The sequence below is a fragment of the Streptomyces sp. NPDC096176 genome (genome assembly GCF_044763255.1).
GTDB lineage: Bacteria > Actinomycetota > Actinomycetes > Streptomycetales > Streptomycetaceae > Streptomyces.
Window position 1 is genome coordinate 367,179 of record NZ_JBIWFV010000005.1, and the last position, 14,998, is coordinate 382,176.

At 72.5% G+C, this 14,998-nt stretch carries 11 protein-coding genes; 6 read left to right on the plus strand and 5 right to left on the minus strand.

Annotation, left to right across the window (positions count from 1 at the left end; translation table 11 throughout):
* Positions 1 to 162: 162 nt before the first annotated feature.
* On the plus strand, positions 163 to 1,473 hold the full coding sequence (locus ACIQ7Q_RS16435) for an ABC transporter substrate-binding protein (protein WP_403861488.1): 1,311 nt from the start codon (positions 163 to 165) through the stop codon (positions 1,471 to 1,473).
* Between the two features lie 55 nt (positions 1,474 to 1,528).
* Here ACIQ7Q_RS16435 and ACIQ7Q_RS16440 read toward each other — a convergent pair whose 3' ends face one another.
* Together ACIQ7Q_RS16440 and ACIQ7Q_RS16445 are read right to left on the minus strand one after the other, a co-directional pair.
* Positions 1,529 to 3,352, minus strand: a complete 1,824-nt coding sequence (locus ACIQ7Q_RS16440; RefSeq protein WP_403861491.1) for a hypothetical protein — start codon at positions 3,350 to 3,352, stop codon at positions 1,529 to 1,531.
* Between the two features lie 195 nt (positions 3,353 to 3,547).
* Positions 3,548 to 4,933, minus strand: coding sequence for a transcriptional regulator (locus ACIQ7Q_RS16445; RefSeq protein WP_403861493.1), 1,386 nt, complete (start codon positions 4,931 to 4,933; stop codon positions 3,548 to 3,550).
* A gap of 348 nt (positions 4,934 to 5,281) precedes the next feature.
* Here ACIQ7Q_RS16445 and ACIQ7Q_RS16450 point away from each other — a divergent pair, with 348 nt between their 5' ends.
* The 4 genes from ACIQ7Q_RS16450 (at position 5,282) to ACIQ7Q_RS16465 (ending at position 9,389) form a co-directional block, all read left to right on the plus strand.
* Positions 5,282 to 5,947, plus strand: a complete 666-nt coding sequence (locus ACIQ7Q_RS16450) for a bifunctional DNA primase/polymerase (protein WP_403861496.1) — start codon at positions 5,282 to 5,284, stop codon at positions 5,945 to 5,947.
* Between the two features lie 141 nt (positions 5,948 to 6,088).
* Complete coding sequence (locus ACIQ7Q_RS16455) at positions 6,089 to 6,916, plus strand: ABC transporter ATP-binding protein (RefSeq protein ID WP_403861499.1); 828 nt, start codon at positions 6,089 to 6,091, stop codon at positions 6,914 to 6,916.
* Positions 6,913 to 8,514 carry a transporter gene (locus ACIQ7Q_RS16460; protein WP_403861502.1) on the plus strand — a complete coding sequence of 534 codons (1,602 nt, stop codon included), beginning with the start codon at positions 6,913 to 6,915 and terminating at the stop codon, positions 8,512 to 8,514. The genes ACIQ7Q_RS16455 and ACIQ7Q_RS16460 overlap by 4 nt, the downstream gene beginning before the upstream one ends.
* Positions 8,515 to 8,561: 47 nt before the next feature.
* On the plus strand, positions 8,562 to 9,389 hold the full coding sequence (locus tag ACIQ7Q_RS16465) for a hypothetical protein (protein WP_403861505.1): 828 nt from the start codon (positions 8,562 to 8,564) through the stop codon (positions 9,387 to 9,389).
* A gap of 87 nt (positions 9,390 to 9,476) precedes the next feature.
* Here the strand turns inward: ACIQ7Q_RS16465 and ACIQ7Q_RS16470 are convergent, their stop codons facing one another.
* Positions 9,477 to 10,340: an alpha/beta fold hydrolase gene (locus tag ACIQ7Q_RS16470; RefSeq protein ID WP_403862164.1), complete on the minus strand. Its 864-nt coding sequence runs from the start codon at positions 10,338 to 10,340 to the stop codon at positions 9,477 to 9,479.
* Positions 10,341 to 11,117: 777 nt separating this feature from the next.
* The gene (locus ACIQ7Q_RS16475; RefSeq protein WP_403861508.1) at positions 11,118 to 11,816 is read right to left on the minus strand and encodes a metal-dependent transcriptional regulator; all 699 of its coding nucleotides are present in this window, start codon (positions 11,814 to 11,816) and stop codon (positions 11,118 to 11,120) included.
* A gap of 186 nt (positions 11,817 to 12,002) precedes the next feature.
* Between ACIQ7Q_RS16475 and ACIQ7Q_RS16480 the strand changes: the two genes are divergently transcribed.
* Entirely contained in the window at positions 12,003 to 12,758 is a 756-nt protein-coding gene (locus ACIQ7Q_RS16480) for an SIS domain-containing protein (RefSeq protein ID WP_403861509.1), read from the plus strand.
* A 559-nt stretch (positions 12,759 to 13,317) separates the two neighbouring features.
* Here ACIQ7Q_RS16480 and ACIQ7Q_RS16485 read toward each other — a convergent pair.
* Entirely contained in the window at positions 13,318 to 14,676 is a 1,359-nt protein-coding gene (locus ACIQ7Q_RS16485; protein WP_403861512.1) for a PAS domain-containing protein, read from the minus strand.
* Between the last annotated feature and the right edge of the window lie 322 nt (positions 14,677 to 14,998).

Below are 14,998 nucleotides of genomic sequence, written 5' to 3' on the forward strand. Positions count from 1 at the left end.
CGACGGCCGCGACGGGAAGGGTTGACCGAACCTTGCTGCACGCCTTCGATCGTACGTTCCCTTTCTGCACACCCGAACCCACCCCTGCAATTCACCTCGCAGTCACTCGACGTTGCACCATGCACACTGTGCCGTTACCTGGCTCCGGAAGCGTGCACAACCATGACCGGTCGGCGCCGCTCCATCCTTCCCCGCCCCTCAAGGACACTTCGCATCCGTACCGCGTGTACGGCGGTGGCGGCGGGGCTGTCGCTGCTCGCCGGCTGCGGCGTACTCCCTGGAGACCCGGGGGCCTCCAGGGAGCCGGTCACCGTCATGACCTTCGCGCCCGAGGACACGCAGGCGACCAACATGCCCGGCATGCCGGCGATGGCCAAGGCCTATGCCCGCCTGGCCGCCTCACAGGGCGGCATCGACGGCCACGAGCTGCGCGTCATCACCTGCAACGAGCAGAACACCCCGCAGGGCGCGGCGGGTTGTGCCCGACGCGCCGTCAAGGAGGACGCGGTCGCGGTCGTCGGTTCGTACAGCCAGTTCGGCGACGCCTTCATGGCGCCGCTCGAGGCGGCGGGCATCCCCTTCATCGGCGGATACGGCATCTCCGAGGCCGAGTTCAGCAGCTACCTCTCCTATCCCGTCAACGGCGGCCAGGCCGCGCTGCTCGCCGGGAACGGCGAACAGCTCGCGGACGCCTGCGAGAAGGTCTCCCTCGTCCGGCCCGACAGCCTCGCCGGCGACGACCTGCCCGCGCTCCTCAACGCGGGTCTGGCCCGCGGCAAGGGCGAGGAGTCTGCGGACATCCTCGCCGAGGACGACGCCACCGACTACACCGAGCAGGCGCTTCGGGCGCGTACGCGGGCGGCGGAGCCGACCTGGACGACGACGGTGGCCGACGGCGAGCGGCCGGGCTGTGTCACGGCCACCCTCGGCGACCGCACGGAAACCTTCTTCGACTCGTTCCGGCGGCTGCCCGACGACGGCCGGCAGGTGCGGATCTCCTCCGTCATGGGCAGCGTCGGCCAGCCCCTCATCGACCGCACCGGCGGTCGCAACGGCCCGTACGAGGGCGCCTTCATCACCGGCTGGTACCCGGACGCGGGCGACACCCGCTGGGACCGGATGCGCGAGGTCATCAACGACCACGCCTTCGGCGACAACAGCGTCGATCCGGCCGACGCGGGCGTGCAGACGACCTGGATCGCGTACACCGTGCTGGACAAGGTCATCCGCGCGCTCGACAGCGACCGCGTCACGTCCGGCAAGATCTCGCACGCCCTCGACCAGGGCGTGGAGGTGTCGACCGGCGGTCTGACACCGCCACTGCGCTGGGGCTACGAGGACATGCTCGGCGCGTCCGGCTACCCGCGGATCGTCAACAGCAGCGTGATGTTCCAGGTGGTGCAAGACGGCCGGCTGACGGAGCAGCGCAAGGACTTCGTGGACGTCGGACCGACCCTCATGGACGCGTCCTGAGCTCCCCCCGGCCGCCCCGGGCCCGTTCCTGAGGGAACCGGCCCAAGGGCGCCGGTCACAGCTGGTCGCTGCGGCGTTCCGTCAGGCTGTACTTGCGGGCGATGGAGTTCCACAGGGGCGAGGCCTCGTTCTTCGCCTTCGTCGCCTCGCCGCTCGCCTTGTTGGCCTGCACGGTCTGGGCGGTGGCGCGGGCCTTGCCGCCCTTGCAGCCCTTCTTGCCCTTGACCTGCTCCGCCCACGCCGCGTAGTGGTCGTCGGCCGACGCCGACGCCTGCCACGCCTTCGTCAGCGACGCGGTCAGCGCGGCATGGTTCGGCAGCTTGTCCACGCTCAGGGCGCCCAGCCTGGTCACCAGGCCGCGGCGCTGCTGGGCCGCGCCCTTCAGGTCCGCGGCGGCCTGGTCCAGGTTCTTGCAGACCTTGATGTTCTCCACGGACCGGATGACCGCGGCACGGCTGTTGTTGCTGTCCGCGAGAAGCTTGTCCAACTCCTTGGCCTGCGGCTCCGCCGGATCGGCCGGCTGCGTGGCGGGGGCGGTCTCACTGGGCGCCGGGGAGCCGGCGGCGACGTTCTTGTCCGGGCCCGGGTCCTCCTTGTCGTCCCCACCACCGCTGAACATGACCGCACCGACACCGAGACCGAGCACGGCGCACCCGATGACAAGCGCCGCGACCACCGGCGCGGTGGACCGGCGGCGCGGCTCGTGCTCGGGGTCGTACTGGGGCTCGTAACGGGCCTGCTGATGACCGGGCGCCGGAGGCTGCTCCCCGAAACGGGGCATCTGCTGGGTGGCGTCGGCCGGCTGGGGCCCGGCGCCCTCCGAACGGAACAGACTGTCGAACTCGGCCGGCGGCTGCCGGTCGCCGGGAGCACCCGGCCGGATGCCGAACGGCGCCCCGGCGGGAGCGGGCGGCACGGCCCCGGGGGCGCCGCCGCCCGGCACGGGGGCGATGTACTGGGTCGCGTCGGCGTCGGAGCCCTGGGGCCCGCCCTGCCGGCTGCCGCCTCCCTGGCCCAGCGGCCCGGTGCCGAGGAAAGTCGTCGACTCGGCGGGCATCTCGGGCGGCAGCACACCGGGTGTGGCGGGAGCGCCGGACGCGACGGGCGGGATGTACTGCGTGGCAGCGGAGTCCGCCGTGCCCGCGGGGCCCTGAGGCGGCAGGCCGAGGCCCTGTTGCGGCGGGAGCGCGCCGCCCTGAGGCGCCTGCTGTGTGTACGCGTTCTGGGGGAACTGCCCCTGGGGAGTAGCCGCTTGGGGAGCCTGGGAAGCCTGCGGGGGCAACGCCCCTGCGGGGGCTGCCGAGGCGGGTGCGCCGTGGGGGAACTGGCCCTGCTGGGGCGCCCCTTGAGGGGCGTGCGGGCTCTGGCCGTACGCGCCCGCCGGGGCCCCCGGCTGGGGCAGCGGCTGCGCGTGCACGCCGTGCTGCGGGCGCGGCTCCTGCGGCGGCCGGTCGCCGGGGTAGCCGTAGCCGCCGGGCTGGGCCTGGCCGCCCGGATAGCCCTGACCCTGCGGAGCCTGGCCGCCGGGGTAGCCGTACCCGGGCTGCACCTGGCCGCCCGGGTAGCCGTAGCCGCCGGGCTGGGCCTGGCCGCCCGGATAGCCCTGACCCTGCGGAGCCTGGCCGCCGGGGTAGCCGTACCCGGGCTGCGCCTCGCCGCCGGGGTAGCCGTAGCCGCCGGGCTGGGCCTGCGGCGCCTGGGGCGCCGGCTGCTGCGGCCCCCACGGCTCGCCCCAGGGCTGCCCACCCGCCGGAGCCGCCTGCGCGCCCGGCGCGCCCGGTATCAAGGGCTCGCTGCCGTCGGCGGGCAGCACGACGCCTTCGTGCGCGGGCCGCGCGGCGGGAAGCCGCTGCTCGTCACCCTGTCCGCTGTGCGTCACCGGGACTCCTACGTGTGGACCTACGGAATCGTCGGTTCACGCTACCGGGTGCTCGGAGTGCTCCGCACACACGCACAGGACCAGTAACAAGATGCGGACAGAACTCGCTGTTCATGTACGGCAGAAAGGCCTTACGGGCGCCGAACCGTAACCCCCGTCACCTCCGTCCCGTCCCTCACGCGGCTGTCTCGTCCGTCACGCGGCCGCCCTCAGCTCCAGCCGTGCGGCGAACTCCCTGACCGCGGGCTCCTGCGCGTACGGCTCCAGCCGCAGCTGCAGGTTCTCCAGATACTCCGCGCCCCTGCTGGAGCGCACGGTGTCCAGCAGCTCGACCGCGCGCCCGCCGGTGTAGCAGGCCTGTTCCACCTCGCGCTGCTGCACCTGGGCGGAGGCCAGCAGGACCAGGCCGATGGCACGACGCCTCGCCCGCGACTCCGGGTGGCCGTCCAGCGCGTCCGCGGCATGCCGCGCGGCGGTCTCCGCCTCGCCGAGGTCGCGGTAGCAGTGCGCCAGCTCGTCGGCCAGATACGCGTGATCGAAGTGGGCGATCCAGTCGGGGTCGTCGCCCGCGCCCGGCTCGGCCCGCTCCAGCGCGGCGACCGCCCTGCCCGCCACCTCGTGACAGGTGCGGGCGTCCCCGAGCAGGGCGTGCCCGCGGGCCTCCGCCGCGTGGAACATCGCCTCCACCCTCGGCGTGACCCGGCCCCGCGTGCCTTCCTGCGCGGCCCGCGCGAGCTGCGCGATCTCGCGGGGGTTGCCGAGCTCGGCGGCGAGATGGCTCATGGACGCGGCCAGGACGTATCCGCCGTAACCGCGATCGCCGGCCGCCTGCGCGAGCCGCAGCGCCTGGATGTAGTACCGCTGGGCGAGGCCGGGCTGGCCGGTGTCCACGGCCATGTAACCCGCGAGCTCGGTCAGCCGCGCGACCGCCGCGAACAGCTCCCGGCCGACGGCCTCGCGGTACGAACCGGACAGCAGCCCGGCGACCACGCTGTTCAGGTAGTGCGCGAGGACAGGCCGGACGTGGCCGCTGCCGAAGCGGTGGTCCATCTCGGTCAGAGCCGCCGTCATCGCGCGGACCGCCTCGACGTCGGAGACGCCGACCCGCGCGCCGGCCGTGCGCGCCACCTGGGCGTCCGCGCCGGTGATCAGCCAGTCGCGGCTGGGCTCGACGAGGGCCGAGGCGGCGACCGCGGAGCCCGACAGGAAGTCGCGGCGGCCCACGTCGCTGCGCCACAGTTCGCAGACCTGCTCGATCGCTCCCGGCACCGTCGGCGCGAACCGCAGACCGACGCCGGTGGCGAGGTTCTTCCCGTTCGCCATGCCGATCTCGTCGATGGTCACCGTACGGCCGAGCTTGCGGCCGAGTGCCTCCGCGATGATGCCCGGCGCCCGGCCGCGCGGCTGCTGGCCGCGCAGCCAGCGCGCCACGGACGTCTTGTCGTAGCGCAGGTCCACGCCCCGTTCCGAGCCCACCATGTTGACGCGCCGGGCCAGCCCGGCGTTCGAGCATCCGGCTTCCTGAATGAGCGCCTGCAGCCGTTCGTTCGGCTGGCGGGCGACGAGAGGCCTGGCTGCCATGAACTACCCCCTGGGTGCCGCAATGATCAATGAGTTGATCATTGCCCGGCTGATATACGGAGAATGCAGAGTTGGTCGGGTTGGTTCCTTTCGCGTCGTGCGGGCCCGGTCCTGGTGGTCGCGGCCAACGGGCCTCCGTGCTGTTCGCGTCGCGCGGGCCCGTTCCGTTCCGCCCGGCCCGCGATCGTCCCCCCGCTCTGGTTACCCGCCCGTCGGGGAGTTGCCCCGCGCGCGCCCCCGGCCGTGCACCCGTGCGCCCCACGTGCAGGATCGATGCTCCACCGCCCACCGCATCACGCCCCGTAACCCGGGTTGGCGGCGGTAGTTGAGTGTGTCGTGGAAGACACCATGGGAGTCACGGAAGCCGCACGGATCCCCCAGCAGCGAGGGGAGCAGCTGCTGGACAGCGCCGTGCGGTACGCGGAAGAGCGGCACTGGGACGTTTTCCCCGGCACCTGGCTGGAGGCCGTCGAGGGCACGGAACGCTGCTCGTGCGGCGACACGGCCTGCCCCCTGCCCGGCGCGCACGCGGCCCGGCCGGACTGGGCGAACCAGGCGACCGGCAGCGCCACGGCCGCGCGCAGACTGTGGTCGAAGCAGCCGAAGGCGTCGATCCTGCTGCCCACCGGCCGCACCTTCGACGCCCTCGACGTCCCTGAGTCGGCAGGCTTCCTCGCCCTGGCGCGTATGGAGCGGATGGATCTCCCTCTCGGCCCGGTTACCTGTACGCCCGACCGCCGGATGCTGTTCTTCGTACTGCCGGGCGCTGCTCTCAAGGCCCCCGACCTGATCAGGAAACTGGGCTGGGCGCCGAGCTCCCTCGATGTGGTCGCACGCGGCGAGGGCCACTACGTCGCCGCCCCGCCGACCCGGGTCGGCGGGGCAGGCGCGGTGCAGTGGGCTCGCCGCCCCACCCCCGCCAACCGCTGGCTCCCGGACGCGGAGGAGCTGATCAGTCCCCTCGCGTACGCCTGCGGCAGGGAGGCGGCCGCGGCACGGGCACGCCGGGGGTGAGCCGCCGTTGCCGTCGGGCGCAGCCGGCCGTTGCCGCCGACGGAGGAGCGGCCCGGCGAGGCGTCCGTAGGGTGGACCCGTACATCAGTACGGGAGTGCCGTACCAGGCACGCACGGGGACACCGAAAGGCGCGGAAACACATGCCGGACCAGGTGGTTGACGAGGCAGGCGGGACCGAGACGGGCGGAGCACCACCTGCGCCGCCCGCCGTAAACGTCGAGGGGCTGTGGAAGAGGTTCGGCGAGCAGATCGCCGTCGCGGGGATCGACCTGACGCTGCCCGCCGGCAGTTTCATCGGCCTTGTCGGCCCGAACGGCGCGGGCAAGACGACGACCCTGTCGATGATCACCGGTCTGCTCCGGCCGGACCAGGGCCGTGTCCAGGTCGCCGGGCACGACGTGTGGCGAGACCCGGTCGAGGTCAAGTCCCGTATCGGCGTGCTGCCGGAGGGCCTGCGCCTCTTCGAACGTCTGTCGGGCCGTGAACTGCTCGCGTACAACGGCCGGTTGCGCGGCCTGCCCGGCGAGGAGGTCGACAAGCGTGCGGGCCAGCTGCTGGACGTACTGGACCTGGCGGGCGCGCAGCACAAGCTGGTCGTCGACTACTCGACGGGCATGCGCAAGAAGATCGGGCTGGCGGCCGCGCTGCTGCACAACCCCGAGGTGCTCTTCCTCGACGAGCCGTTCGAGGGCGTCGACCCGGTGTCCGCGCAGACGATCCGCGGGGTTCTCGAGCGGTACACCGCGTCCGGGGCGACCGTCGTCTTCTCCAGCCATGTGATGGAGCTGGTCGAGTCGCTGTGCGACTGGGTGGCGGTGATGGCGGCCGGCACCATCCGCGCGCAGGGCCCGCTGTCCGAAGTACGCGGCGACGCCCCGTCGCTGCAGGCCGCGTTCCTGGAACTGGTCGGCGCACACGGCCGGGACAGCGGCGAGTCGCTGGACTGGCTCGGCGGCGGTGCCCGTTGAGTACGGCGTCACTGACCTCCGTCTTCGTCCGGCTGAAGCTGTCCCTGCTCGGCAACGGGCTGCGCCGGTCCTCGGGCCGCCGGGCCGCGTACATCGTCTCCATGGTCTTCGTGCTGCTGTTCGCGGCTCTCCAACTGCTGGGGCTGCTCCTGCTGCGCGGCAACGAGCACGCCGCGTCGCTCGTCGTCCTGCTGACAGGACTGCTTGCACTCGGCTGGGCGGTGCTGCCCCTGTTCTTCCCGAGCGGCGACGAAACCCTCGATCCGACGCGTCTGGTGATGCTGCCGCTGCGGCCGGGGCCGCTGGTGTCGGCGCTGCTCGTCGCGTCGCTCGTGGGCATCGGGCCGCTGTTCACGCTCTGCGTGGTGGTGGGTTCGGTGTTCGCGCTGTCCCACGGCGCTTTCGCGCTGATCGTGTCGGTCGTCGCCGTCCCGCTCACCTTGCTCGTCTGTCTGGCACTGGCCCGTGCGGTCGCCGCGGCGAACATCCGGCTGCTCACGTCACGCAAGGGCCGCGACCTGGCGGTGCTCAGCGGCCTGGTGGTCGCGGTGGGCATCCAGTTCGTGAACTTCGGCATGCAGCGCCTCGGCGACGCGGGCGGGCTCGCGGCCCTGGCCCCGGCGGCGTCGATCGTGCGGTGGGTGCCGCCGGCGTCCGCGATCGGCGCGGTGGACTCGGCGAGCGACGGCGCGTACGGCGCCACGCTCGCCCAACTCGCCCTGTCCGCCCTGGCGCTCGTCCTGCTGCTGCGGGCGTGGCGGCGCAGCCTCACGAAGCTGATGACCGCCCCGGACGGATCGACGCTCGCGGCGGCGTCGGAACCGGCCCGCAAGGCGTCCTCCTCCGGGTTGCACGGGCTGCTTCCGGAGGGCCGCACGGGAGCGGTGATGCAGCGCACACTTCGGTACATCTGGCGCGACCCGAAGACGAAGGGCGCGTGGGTGACGGCCCTGGCGATCGGACTGATCGTGCCGATCTTCAACGCCCTGCAGGGTACGGGCTCGATCTACCTCGCCTGCTTCGCCGCAGGGATGCTCGGCATGATGATGTACAACCAGTTCGGCCAGGACACCTCGGCCTTCTGGATGGTGGCGCTGACGATCTCCTCCACGCGCGACGCGTACGCCGAACTCCGGGCGCGGGCACTGGCGCTGCTGCTGATCACCCTCCCGTACATGGCACTCGTTTCGGTACTGACGGCGGCGACGCTCGGCCGCTGGCACGACCTGCCGGAGGTGCTGGGCCTGTCGTTCGCCCTGCTGGGCGCGATGGTGGCGTCGGGCGCGTGGGCGTCGGCGCGCTTCCCGTACTCGATCCCGCAGGACAGCGCGTACAAGAACGTCGCGCCGGGGCAGGGCGGGCTCGCCTGGCTCTCCATTCTCGGCGGGATGCTCATGGTGGCGCTGCTGTGCGCCCCCGTGATCGTCCTCACGATCTGGCTGAACGCCGCTGCCGGGTCCGGTACAGAAACACAGTGGCTGCCCCTGCCGGTGGGCACGGCGTACGGCGCGCTGATGGCATGGGCGGGCGTACGGCTCGCGGCGCCGCAGACGGCCAGGCGGCTGCCGGAGATCCTGACGGCGGTCAGCAAGGGGTGACGGGCCCGGCACGCTGGGTGCCCGTACGGTGAAGTAGCGTCGTGTCCATGTCGACACCGCCGAACCCGTACGGGCAGCAGCCGAATCCGTACGGCCAGCCGCAGTACCCGCAGCAGCAACCCCCGCACCCGCAGCCGGGCTACGGGCAGCAGCAGCCCTACCCGGGGGCGGGGGGCGGCTGGGGCGGCCCTTTGCCCTACGCTCCGCCGGTCCCGCCGCCGAAGCGTAAGAATCGCACCGGCCTGACCATCTCCCTCGCGTTCGGACTCGTCGCGCTGCTCCTCGGCCTGGCCTGGTTCGGCAACCGCGGCTCCAGCTCCTCGAGCGGCGGCGGCGAAAGCAGCTTCCCGGCGGCCGAGTACGGGCTGACGGCGCCGAAGACGCTGCTCGACGGCACGTACGAGCTGGCCGACGACCAGTCCGCGGAACGGCAGAAGCAGCTGGAGTCCTCCACCGTCGACGAGTCCAACATCCGTGACCCGAAGGCCACGGTGGCGCAGTACACCTCGACGTCCGAGGGCGGCGTCCTGGTCCTCTCCGGTTTGTACGGCCTCATCAAGGACCCGGACACCGCCCGCGAGAGCATCCTCAGGGGCGCGGCCGGAGCCGACGGCTCCACACTCGCCGTACCGGCGAAGGACTTCACGCCCGCAGGGTCGGAGGTCACCATCACCTGTCAGGTCGTCACGATGGACCAGGCGGGCGGCGGCACGGGCCATCTCCCCATCTGCGCCTGGGCGGACGACAACACGAACGTCTCGGTCACCCTCGTCACGGACGAGACGGCGAAGCAGTCACCGGAGGACATCGACCTCGAGTCGGCGGCGGCGACGACGGCCCAGGTCCGCGAGGAGATCCGCCAACCCCTCAACTGAGCCGGCGCGATCCGCCGCCGACGGCGGCAGCTCGGCGTCACAGAAGACGCACAATGACACCACGGCGAAACCTGGTGGTTCGGTCCGTCACGGCGTCAACGCACCGTCCAGGAAGGGCTCGATGGCCGTGCGCCAGCCGGACGGGCAGTCGTAGTGGACCAGGTGGCCGGCGTCGGAGACCTCGCCGTACTGGCCGCGGGGCAGGACGCGGACCATTTCCTGGGCCTCCGCGCGGCCCAGTTCGCCGTCGAGGCCGCGGACCACCAGGGTGGGGCAGCGGACCTGGGCGAGCTCCTCCCAGTGGGCGTCGTGGACCCATGTCTCCCGCGAAATGAGCATCTGGCGGCGGGAGAACACCGGCCGCCAACCGTCGGCGCGCTCCGCCATCACCTCGGCGAAGAATTCCCCGCGTGCCGCGTTCGGCCGCTCGACCCAGGGGTCGTCCTCGCCGAACCACTTGCGGACGTCGGCCAGGGTCGCGAACGGGACGGGCCACGAGCGGAACCAGTCCTCCCATTCGCGCTGCGACGCCGCCCCCAGCGCCGAGGCCCGCATGTCGCAGATGATCAGGGCCCCGACCAGGTCCGGGCGCTTGGCCGCGAGCTGCCAGGCGGTCAGGGCGCCCATCGCATGGCCGATCAAGGTCACCGGCGCGAGGCCGAGTTGTTCGATCGCGGCCTCCGCGTCCGCCACGTACGCCTCGCGTCCGAACGGGCCGTCGGCCGGTTTGTCGCTGCGGCCGTGGCCGCGCTGGTCGAGCGCGACCGCGCGGTGACGCTCGCTGAGCCAGCGGGCCGTGGACGCCCAGTGCGAGGCGCGGCCCATCAGTCCGTGGAGCAATAAGACTCCGGGGGCCTGTTCCCCCTCGCCGCGACCCTTCGGCGGGTCCGCGAACTCCCAGGCAGCCAGGCGTACACCGCCTGCTCCGGTCACATCGATGCGCCGCACCATTCGGCCTGGCACCCCCTTCTCTCCCCCGAGTCGGGCCGGCTCCTCACGAGCCCCGTGTAGAACGCTGTCAGACTATCGAACTTGTATTCGAAAACGCGGTTCTGCCGCGCAACACCCCTCGATCGAGTGACCAAGCTGGGGGATTGACCAGCTCTGCCGAGGGGAGATCTTCAGCGGGAGGCGGGCCGCTCGGGGAAAACGGTCCGACGGGATTGACCCTGAGAGCTCGGGGCTCCGGGTCAGTACAGGGGAGGACAGGTCCCGGCGCCCTCGGGCGCCGGGACTCCTCCATGTCGGGGAGTCGCCGCGGAGACGGCGGCGCGGCAGGCGGCTCCGGACACGGCACGGCATGCGGCGCGCCGCAGGGCGTGGCGACGACCCCGCCCGGCGCGGCTCGTCGGGCGAGAAACCGCGCATGCGTTCGCGCAGGTCGACGAGCGAGACGCCGCGCGGGCGTTCGCTCCGGTTTACGCACGGGGCGCACGACAGGCGCATCACGCGGCTCCCTCCCCCAGCCTTCGGCGGGGACCCCACCCCCGACCGTGGTCATATGCCTCAGCCACAGGGTGGCACGCGATTCGCCCGGGCGCTGCCATTCCGGGCGGAAAACGGTATCGGCCACCGGAAAGCCGCCCCGGACCGGCCACCTCCGCCGCATCTCTCCACCACGTCTCTGCCGGTGAAGCAAGGGCCCCCCGGGGCGCGCAAGCGAACGGCCCCGCCCCTCACAGACAGAGGGGCGGGGCCGTCACCGGCGAGCACCGAGGCACGGAGCCGTCAGGCCTGCCGCTTCGCGACGAACACGTGCGAGGCCACGTCCACCGCCAGCTCCGCCGCCTCACCGCTGCTGCCCACGAGCACCCCACCCGCCGACTCCGTCACGCTCACCACGGAACCGGGCTGCACGCCCGCCCGCCGCAGCGTGTACATCAGCTGGGCGTCGGTCTGGATCGGCTCACCGATCCGGCGGACGACGACCGTCTTGCCGTCCGTGCCCGGGTCCAGCTCGGCCAGCGAGACCATGCTGTCGTCGAGGAACGGGTCGGCCTCCGCCTTCTCGCCCAGCTCCTCCAGGCCCGGGATGGGGTTCCCGTACGGCGACTCCGTCGGATGGCGCAGCAGCTCGAGCACGCGCCGCTCCACCGCCTCGCTCATCACGTGCTCCCAGCGGCACGCCTCCGCGTGGACCTGCTCCCACTCCAGGCCGATCACGTCGACGAGCAGGCACTCGGCGAGCCGGTGCTTGCGCATCACGCGCGTGGCGAGCCGGCGGCCCTCCTCCGTCAGCTCCAGGTGCCGGTCGCCCGCGACCGTCACCAGCCCGTCGCGCTCCATACGCGCCACGGTCTGGCTGACCGTCGGACCGCTCTGGTCGAGCCGCTCCGCGATTCGGGCCCGCATGGGCACCACACCTTCCTCCTCGAGCTCGAGGATGGTGCGGAGATACATCTCCGTCGTGTCGATCAGTCCGGACATACGTGCCCCTCGATGCTGTGACGTGAAAGTCGTGCGCTGGCCCCGGCTCAATTCTTGCGCATCCCGCCGACAACCGTGCCGTGCCCGACCCGGCCCCGTATTGACAGGGCAATGGTCCAGACCGCAACGTGATCCGCGACACGGGTACCACCGGTACTCCCTCACCCCTGAGGAAAGGGCTCGGCGATGAGCGAGAGCAAACTGGCCGGTCAGTACTTCGAAGCCGCGATCGGTCTGCTGCAGCGCGTACGGGACGAGGAATCCGCGCACGTCGCGGCAGCCGGTTCCGCAATCGCCGACACCGTCGCCTCGGGCGGCCGGCTCTTCGCGTTCGGCGCGGGTCACTCCTCCCTCCCCGCGCAGGACGTCGTCTACCGGGCAGGCGGCCTGGCCCTGATGAACCTGCTCGTCGTCCCGGGCGTGGTCGGCGTCGATGTCATGCCCGCCACCCTCGGCTCCGCGCTGGAGCGCGTGGACGGCCTCGCCGGCGCGGTGCTCGACTCCAGCCCGGCCCGCGCGGGAGACCTGCTGGTGATCATCTCCCTGTCCGGCCGCAACGCCCTGCCCGTCGAGATGGCCATGAACGCCCGGGCGCTCGGCCTCACCGTGATCGGCGTGACATCCGTCGCGTACGCGCAGGAGACGAAGTCCCGGCACGCGTCGGGCACGTTCCTCAAGGACCACTGCGACATCGTGCTCGACTCCCATATCGCCGTCGGCGACGCGGAACTGACGCACGAGCGGATCGAGGCGCCGTTCGCCCCGGCGTCGACCGTCGTGACCAGCGCCCTGATGCAGGCGACGATGGCCGCGGCCGCGGAACAGCTCGCCGAGCGCGACATCGAACCGCCGTTGCTCCGTTCGGGCAACGTGGACGGCGGTCACGAGTGGAACGGCCGCGTGATGGACGAGTACGGCGACCGCATCTTCTTCCGCCACTGACAGCCCCGCGGCGCGGTCCGGCTGCACGCGCAACGCCCGCGCACCGCTGTACGGCGGCCTCGGGACAGCCACGCGCGGCGCGACGGCGGCCTCGGGACGGCCACGCGGCACGTGACGGCCGCGCACCGCCACACGGCAGCCTTGGGACAGCCCCGCGACGCGGTCCGGGTCGTGCGCGACAGGGCCGCGCAGCGCGTGCGGCCGCACGCGAAACGACCGCACGTGAAACCGCTGCCCAGGGAACAGCAGCGCTCAGGACAGCCACGCGACGCGGTCCGGCACACGCAACGCCCGCGCACCCCGACGGCAGCCTCGGGACAGCCACGCGGCACGTGACGGCCGCGCACCGCCACACGGCAGTCTCGGGACAGCCACGCGACGCGGTCCGGGTCGTGCGCGACAGGGCCGCGCAGCGCGTGCGGCCGCACGCGAAACGACCGCACGTGAAACCGCTGTCCGGGGAACGGCACGCTCAGGACGGCCACGCGCGGCACGACGGCGGCATGAGAGGGCCGCGCGGGGCGTGCGGCCGCACGCGCGACGGCCACGCACGCGGCGGTCAGTTGCCCGTCGCCTGCGTCAGGTCCAGCGCCGCCGCGGCGAGCACCGCGACGCTCTCCGCGTACACCGCGTCCGGGCGCTCGAACGCGGGTCTGGCAGCGCCCCGGAGGAAGGTCACGACGCCCAGCGTCCGGCCGCGGCAGCGCAGTACCGTGCACAGCGCATGGGCCGCGTCTCTCGGCCACTGGCGCTGGTCCGCCCAGTCCGCGGGCGTGCCCCTCGCGCCGCAGCTCGCCCGGACCGAGCCGACCCGATCCATGGCCTGGAACACCGGGTGGCCGGGCAGGTAGCGCACCGGCAGGCCGCCGCTCGGCGAGCCGGCACACGGGCCCGGCGCCCCCGCGGGCGACGCGGCGGCCCGGACCAGGCGCTCACCGCCGGCATCTGCCACGTCGAGCAGCACATGGTCGGCGAAGCCCGCCAGCGCGAAGTCGAGATAGGCGGTCGCCGCCTCCATCGGGTCCTCGCACTCCGAGGCCGCGCGGCCTGCACGGTGCAGCTGGCTGGACCGGAAGCGCAACCGGTCCGCCTCCTGCTCGGCAAGCTTGACGTCCGTCACGTCGTGGAACAGCCATCCCACCCCGAGCGGAACCGGCTCCTCCGCCAGCGGCGAGGCCAGCCTCAGGAACCCGCTGCGCCAGCAGCGCCGTTGCGGCTGCCCGTCTGCCGTGGCGACGACCACCCACAGATCCATGAGCCCTCGCGGGGCGCCCTCCGCCAGCACATGGTGCAAAGCGCCCTCGAGCTCCTCCACGCCCTGCTCCAGCAGCTCGCCGAGCGGTCGCCCCAGCGCGGACGAACGCCCCGCACCGAGCGCGCGGGCCGCCTCCCCGTTGACGACCGCCGGCCGCAGATCCACGTCGACCAGTACGACACCCCACGACGCGTCGTCGAAGAGCGCCTCGCTCAACGCGATGGACCGCTCCAGGTCGATCTGCGCATGCACCTCGCTGAAGGCGCAGTAAACGCCCGCGGGCTTGCCGTCCGCTCCGAGCACCCGCGCCGACTGGGTGCGTACGAGCACCCGCCCACCGTCCTTGCGCAGCAGCGCGAACTCGTGCACTTGCCGTCCCGGCACGGACATGGCGCCCATCAGGCGCGCCTGCACCTCGTCGGCGTCGGCGCTGCGCACGGCCCAGCCGTCGAAGCCCCGCCGCCCCACCGCCTCCTGCGCCGACCACCCGAGGATCCGCTCCGCCTCGCGGTTCCAGTGCGTCACGACCCCGCCGGCGTCGAACGCGCACAGCGCGGCGTCCATCCCGTCGAGCAGCGCCGCGAGCAGGTCTGCCCCGTGCGGCCCCGGCTCGGGCCCTCCGGCGTCGAGCTCGTCGGTGATCTCACTCCTGGAAGCACTCATCCCGGCACCCCCTGCAGGACGTGTCCACGTGCGCCGATGCACCTCAAGTCTTGGCACCTCAGATCATTGAACGCGAACGTGACCCAGGACACACAGTGTTTCGTGAAATCCCGGCGCCCGAACATGCGAAGCCGACCCGAAACCGCAGGTCGTCCCGGGGGTGCCGGCGACTGCTCGTACGCCCGCTGCCGGGATTCGAAGAAAAGGGGTTGATCCGCCCCGGACCAGTACCTAGGGTCGTTGCCACGCTCAGAAAGGAGGTGATCCGGAAGTGATTTCTTACCGGACAAGCGAGGTGGCTGCGGGCTGACCGCCTGCCGTC